Here is a 4,085-nt window from a genome sequence, read left to right as displayed (position 1 = left end):
CTTGCCAAGGTCGAGGCCGCGGGTTCGAGTCCCGTCTCGCGCTCTTTTTTATTATTGCGGAAGCTTTGATTCATCAGGGTTTCCGCTTTTTTGCATTTTCATTTTTATGTAGACAGTTGTAGACACTTGAAGACAATATATACGCTTACAGACTGTTTAAAAGCAATTTGTTGGAATAAATGTATCGCAGAGTAAAAGGAGGAAACCAAATGAGCAAAGTATTAATTCTAAACGGAAGTCCACGTGTAAACGGCAACACATCCATTGCCATCCGGGAAATGGAGAATGTATTTCGAAATAGTGGGGTAGAGGTAACAACCATACAGATTGGAAATAAAGATATCCGGGGCTGTATTGCCTGTAACCAGTGCAGCAAAATTGGAAAATGTGTGTTTGATGATATCGTAAATGAGCTGGCACCTCTCTTTGAGGCGGCGGATGGCCTGGTGATTGCCAGTCCGGTCTACTATGCATCGGCTAATGCGACGCTGATTGCCTGTCTTGACCGCTTGTTTTACAGCACGTCCTTTGATAAGAGCATGAAGGTGGGTGCCAGTGTAGTCTGTGCACGCAGAGGCGGCTGCTCAGCGACTTTTGATGAATTGAACAAATTTTTTACCATCAGCAATATGCCGATCGCATCCAGCAGATACTGGAACAGTATTCACGGCTGTGAGAAAGGGGAGGCAGAGATGGATGAGGAAGGCAAGCAGACGATGCGGATGCTTGCAAAGAATATGACATTTCTTATGAAGTCCATCGAGCTTGGCAAGAAAGAATATGGTCTTCCGGAACAGGAGGAGCGGACGGCGACGAATTTTATTCGGTAAGTTTAAGGGAGTCAGAGCATTTTTGATAAGGTAGTCCATGCGCCGGCTGGATGGAGATACGATTTCGAAAATGAGAGCGGGAGCGCCGGAACAGCCGCGGTCGGTCAATTTATTCGGATCACAGATAAGAGAGATATCCGGCTCAACCCAATCTTTATCATCTGCATCCAGATTGACGGCGAAAGGAGGCGGATAAACGCGGCATTTTCCGCCGTTGGACTCGATATAATTTCCTAGAAGTCGGGAAATCTGGTAGGAAATTTCCTGATGAATCCGGCTCGGAGGTGCCATATTATAAAATTGCCCGTCGATCAGCTCTGCACGCTGCCCGTCGGGCAAGTTCCAGTAATCTTTTGAAATATAGGTATACCTATACCTAAAAGTATAACAGGAAGAAATTATTTTCAATCATCCGTACGTATTCGCACCCAATCCCAGATAACCTCAGCGTCGTATCAGGTCATATGGATAATGATGACCTGATAATCGCGAACCGTCTTATACGGAAGTTTACCGGAACCGTCATGCATCCATCACAGGAAAAGGCTGTGTATGAGGGGAGATTTCCGGGGAATTTTGAGCGGAAATATGGTTGGGTGGCAAAAGTTCACGCGCCATTTGGATAAAATCCTGCATGACAGGGGACAGAAACTTGCTCTGATGCCACGCCAGATGAACGGTATTTTGAAAAGAAAAATCCGAAAAATAGATCCGGGAAATGGTACTGAGTCTCAGCTCAGCTTCGAGCATAGCGCTTGGCAGAATTGTGACGCCAAGCCCCAGGCGGACGGCTTCGAGAATGGCCTCTTGTGAGGTACTTTCCCAGGCAGGGGTGACCTCACAGCCGGTCTGGCGGATGGCATTTTGAAATACTTCATAGGAGGTGCTGCCGACTTCGCGGAAGAGCAGCGGTTGTTTCATAAATGTATTGATGGAAACGGTTTTTCCTGCCATCGGGTGTCCCGGCGCGCAGATGGCGGTGTAGTGTTCCTGAAACAGGGGAGTCAGGGCAATCTGTTCGGAGCGGATGGTTCCACCGACGATTGCAAGATCTAGCGCCCCATTTAAGAGCATGGCTTCCGTCTGTGCGGTCGTCTGTATATGGACCTGCGTGTGCACCTGGGGATATGTCTCTTGAAATAGCTGCATGAAACGTGGCAGATAGGAAATCCCCACGTTGGTGCTGGCACCGATGCGGAGAACTCCGCTGATTCCGGAATTGGAAAATGCCAGTTCCATTTCATCGTACATCTGGATAAAATGGCGTGCATAGTCGAGAAAACGCCGCCCTTCGCCGGTAATTCGCAGACGCTGGTTGATCCGGTCGAAAAATAATGTTCCGTAGTGTTCTTCGAGCTCCCGGACGGCGGTGCTGACGGTTGGCTGCGTCAGGTAGAGATTGCGTGCCGCCTGTGTAATGCTTCCGGCGGATGCTACTTCGATAAAAATTCGGAAATGCCGCAGTGTCATGAAAACTCCTTTCCTGAATGTTTCATAAGGAGTGGGAAACATTCGTATCTGTGTGTTTGTCCTGCTTTTTGCCTGCCGTCAGAAAGGTTATTTTTGACGGCGCTGCTTTTATAGACGATCATAGATGTTTTGATAAGAACTATATATAAATTATAGTAATTTTAAAATGAATTGGCAAGTGTTATAATGGGCACAGAAAAAGGAATGTTGTTTTGCGTGAAGGAGAACTGGGAGAGACAAAAGATAAAATAGAAAAAGGGGGAATGGCAGATGAAACAGAAGCATCAACTGCTGGTTTTATTTTTAAAAACACTTTATATCAGCGCATTTACATTCGGGGGCGGTTTCGTCATTGTGACATTTATGAAGAAGTGTTTCGTGGATGAGCTTCACTGGATTGATGAACAGGAAATGCTTGATTTTACCGCACTGGCACAGTCCTGTCCGGGCGCGATTGCGGTAAATGGGGCAATTTTGGTTGGCTGGAAAGTATATGGGTTTGCCGGAATGGTGGTGGCAGTCATCGGAACGATTCTTCCGCCGATGGCGATTCTGGCGGTTTTATCCGTCTGTTACGCCGCGTTTGCGTCGAACGTCTGGGTGGCAGCAGCACTAGAGGGAATGCGAGTCGGCGTGGCGGCTGTGATTCTGGATGTTTCCTGTGGGCTGGGAGTGAATGTTCTGAAGGGAAAAAAGCTGTATTCAATTGCAATCATGGTAATTGCGTTCCTGGCTGATTTTGTGCTGGATGTGAATGTAATCTATATCATTGCGGCGGGTATTCTGGCGGGAACGATTCGATTTATCTGGATGAGAAAACGTGAGCAGACGACCGGTGCGGTATAGAGGGGGAGAATAGATATGATCTATATACAATTATTTTTGAGCTTTCTGCAGATAGGGCTTTTCAGCGTGGGCGGCGGCTACGCGGCGATTCCACTGGTACAGAGCCTGATTGTGGAACGACAGGGATGGATCACGATGACGGAGTTTACGAATCTTATCACGATCGCGGAAATGACGCCGGGACCGATTGCGGTCAATTCAGCAACCTTTGTCGGAATTCGGATAGCGGGACTTCCGGGGGCGGTTGCGGCAACCTGGGGATGTATTTTCCCATCTTGTATCATTGTATCGGTATTGGCATACATATATCGGCGTTACCGTGGCGGCTCTGCGATGGGAAGTATTTTAGGCAGTCTTCGCCCAGCGGTAGTGGCGCTGATCGCAGGTGCCGGACTTTCGATGCTACTGGCAGCAGTTCTTCCAGAGATAAATGGGGAGAGGATGATCCAGTGGGGCAGTCTGGTTCTTTTTTCGGCAGCTTTTATAGCGCTCCGTAAATGGAAACTGAACCCAATTCTTGTGATGTGGGTCTGCGGCGGTGTCAGCCTGGCAGTTAAATTGATTGAGTATCATTTGTAGAGAAGGTAGTATAGGAATAGGTAATAGATATAAATGAGAGTGTAGATGGAGATTGAAAGCTGTATTTATGAATGGATGGAAATGGCATCGGATTCTTTTGATTCGATGCCATTTCCGGGATTAGGGGAAATAGATGCATAGACTTCAAATAGTTAGAATATTCTAAAAAATCACAACAAAATAAAAAGAATAACAAATATAGAAAAATCGTTGACAATCCTTGGAAACTCTGGTATCATAACATACGTCCTTAAGACAAGGGCAAATCAATCGAGGAAATAAGAGCGGAAACGCAAACGGGTTTCTAAGAAAGATTAAAAATAAAATAAAAAAGTTGTTGACAAAGTCAATTGCTTATGA

At 46.5% G+C, this 4,085-nt stretch carries 4 protein-coding genes and 1 pseudogene; 3 read left to right on the top strand and 2 right to left on the bottom strand.

Going from position 1 to position 4,085, the window contains the following annotated elements:
* Nucleotides 1–209 precede the first annotated feature (209 nt).
* Nucleotides 210–830, top strand: coding sequence for a flavodoxin family protein (locus tag DXC57_RS15310; RefSeq protein WP_118523166.1), 621 nt, complete (start codon nt 210–212; stop codon nt 828–830).
* 30 nt (nt 831–860) lie between these two features.
* On the opposite strand, the pseudogene DXC57_RS15305 reads toward DXC57_RS15310, so the two are convergent.
* Both DXC57_RS15305 and DXC57_RS15300 read right to left on the bottom strand, forming a co-directional pair.
* A pseudogene (locus DXC57_RS15305) lies at nt 861–1,169 on the bottom strand (Uma2 family endonuclease); the annotation flags it as partial.
* Nucleotides 1,170–1,352: 183 nt separating this feature from the next.
* A complete protein-coding gene (locus DXC57_RS15300; RefSeq protein ID WP_182457356.1) occupies nt 1,353–2,300 on the bottom strand; it encodes a LysR family transcriptional regulator in 948 nt (315 codons plus the stop codon).
* Nucleotides 2,301–2,570: 270 nt separating this feature from the next.
* Here DXC57_RS15300 and DXC57_RS15295 point away from each other — a divergent pair, with 270 nt between their 5' ends.
* Together DXC57_RS15295 and DXC57_RS15290 are read left to right on the top strand one after the other, a co-directional pair.
* Nucleotides 2,571–3,146: a chromate transporter gene (locus DXC57_RS15295; protein ID WP_118482603.1), complete on the top strand. Its 576-nt coding sequence runs from the start codon at nt 2,571–2,573 to the stop codon at nt 3,144–3,146.
* A 15-nt stretch (nt 3,147–3,161) separates the two neighbouring features.
* Nucleotides 3,162–3,725: a chromate transporter gene (locus tag DXC57_RS15290; RefSeq protein WP_118653420.1), complete on the top strand. Its 564-nt coding sequence runs from the start codon at nt 3,162–3,164 to the stop codon at nt 3,723–3,725.
* The last annotated feature ends 360 nt before the right edge of the window (nt 3,726–4,085 follow it).

It is taken from the genome of Clostridium sp. TF06-15AC (assembly GCF_003481165.1).
In the GTDB taxonomy this organism is placed as follows: domain Bacteria; phylum Bacillota; class Clostridia; order Lachnospirales; family Lachnospiraceae; genus Otoolea; species Otoolea fessa.
The sequence above is the reverse complement of the archived record's forward strand: the minus strand, read 5'-3'. Positions and strand labels throughout refer to the sequence as shown.

What these genes read in the sequence shown, in the direction of transcription:
- DXC57_RS15290 (WP_118653420.1), top strand. Translation starts at nt 3,162, where the DNA reads ATGATCTATATACAATTATTTTTGAGCTTTCTGCAGATAGGGCTTTTC.
- DXC57_RS15295 (WP_118482603.1), top strand. Translation starts at nt 2,571, where the DNA reads ATGAAACAGAAGCATCAACTGCTGGTTTTATTTTTAAAAACACTTTAT.
- DXC57_RS15300 (WP_182457356.1), bottom strand. Translation starts at nt 2,300, where the DNA reads ATGACACTGCGGCATTTCCGAATTTTTATCGAAGTAGCATCCGCCGGA.
- DXC57_RS15310 (WP_118523166.1), top strand. Translation starts at nt 210, where the DNA reads ATGAGCAAAGTATTAATTCTAAACGGAAGTCCACGTGTAAACGGCAAC.